Source organism: Pseudomonas sp. NY15437, from assembly GCF_048068435.1.
Classification (GTDB): Bacteria; Pseudomonadota; Gammaproteobacteria; order Pseudomonadales; family Pseudomonadaceae; genus Pseudomonas; species Pseudomonas nitroreducens_B.
This window is the reverse complement of record NZ_JBLUQC010000040.1, coordinates 1-1,177: the sequence shown is the minus strand read 5'-3', so window position 1 is coordinate 1,177 and position 1,177 is coordinate 1. Positions and strand designations below refer to the sequence as shown.

The following is a 1,177-nucleotide window of genomic DNA, read 5'->3' as shown; positions in this document are numbered from 1 at the left end:
TGAATCGCCCCGGCTTTCCTAGACACTTTCCAAGCTCTGGAAATAGCGTTTCTCAAACTCCACTGGCGATAGCTGCATAGCGCTGCTGTGCCGGCGTTTGGGGTTATAAAACATCTCGATGTAATCGAACACATCACTGCGAGCTTCTTCGCGAGTGGCATAGGTTTTTCGTCGGATGCGTTCGCGCTTCAGCAATTGGAAAAAGCTTTCTGCCACGGCGTTATCGTGACAGTTACCGCGTCGGCTCATGCTGCTGATCAGGTTGTTGGCCTTGAGGAAACTCTGCCAGTCCGAACTGCTGAACTGGCTGCCCTGGTCGGAGTGGATCATCACTTCCTGCTTGGGCTTGCGCCGCCAAACTGCCATCAATAAGGCATCGATAGCTAAGTCGCTGCACATCCGAGGTTTCATCGACCAGCCGATCACCTGGCGCGAAAACAGATCCAGCACCACCGCTAAGTACAACCAGCCTTCATAAGTTCGGATGTAAGTGATGTCAGTGACCCAGACCTTGTTCGGCTCGCTGACGGTGAATTGCCGCTCCAGACGGTTGGGCGAAGCCACCGTGGGCTTGCCGCCGTAGTAGCCGGGCCGACGACGGTAGCCGGTCTGCGAGCGCAACCCTTCCCCCCGCATCAGGCGGGCTACGCGATGCCGGCCACAGGACTCTCCCAGCTCACGCAGGTCGTCATGGATCTTGCGATAGCCGTAGACCCCACCGCTTTCCAGCCAGGCATGTTTGATCAATCCGAGCAGGCGCTGATCTTCCTTAGCGCGTACGGATTTCGGCTCGGCCAGCCAGGCGTAGTAACCGCTGGGATGCACCTTGAGGGTCTGGCAGAGACGTCGAACCGGGTACTCCACCGACAGCTTGCTGATGAAGGCGTACTTCAGCCGGACTCCTTGGCAAAGTACGCGGCGGCCTTTTTTAGGATGTCTCGCTCTTCGGTCACCCGCTTGAGTTCGGCGCGCAAACGACGCAGTTCGGCTTGCTGATCGCCTTCTTGCTGCCGCTGTTCCTGGGGCTTGCTATAGCGCCTGATCCAGACATAGAGGCTATGCACCGACACACCCAAACGCTCCGCCACATCCGCTACACGCAGGCCGCGCTCGGTAACTTGTCTGACCGCTTCGATTTTGAATTCTTCGGGGTAACGCTGGTTGCTCATGGCACCTC

Annotated in this window: 1 protein-coding gene; it reads right to left on the bottom strand. The window is 57.7% G+C overall.

What is annotated here, in order from left to right:
- Nucleotides 1-18: 18 nt before the first annotated feature.
- Nucleotides 19-1,169, bottom strand: a protein-coding gene (locus ACNFIA_RS31925) for an IS3 family transposase (RefSeq protein ID WP_088170023.1) whose coding sequence is annotated in 2 segments (ribosomal slippage) — nucleotides 19-932 and nucleotides 932-1,169 — 1,152 coding nt in all. Because the reading frame shifts where the segments join, the coding sequence is not laid out codon by codon here.
- Between the last annotated feature and the right edge of the window lie 8 nt (nucleotides 1,170-1,177).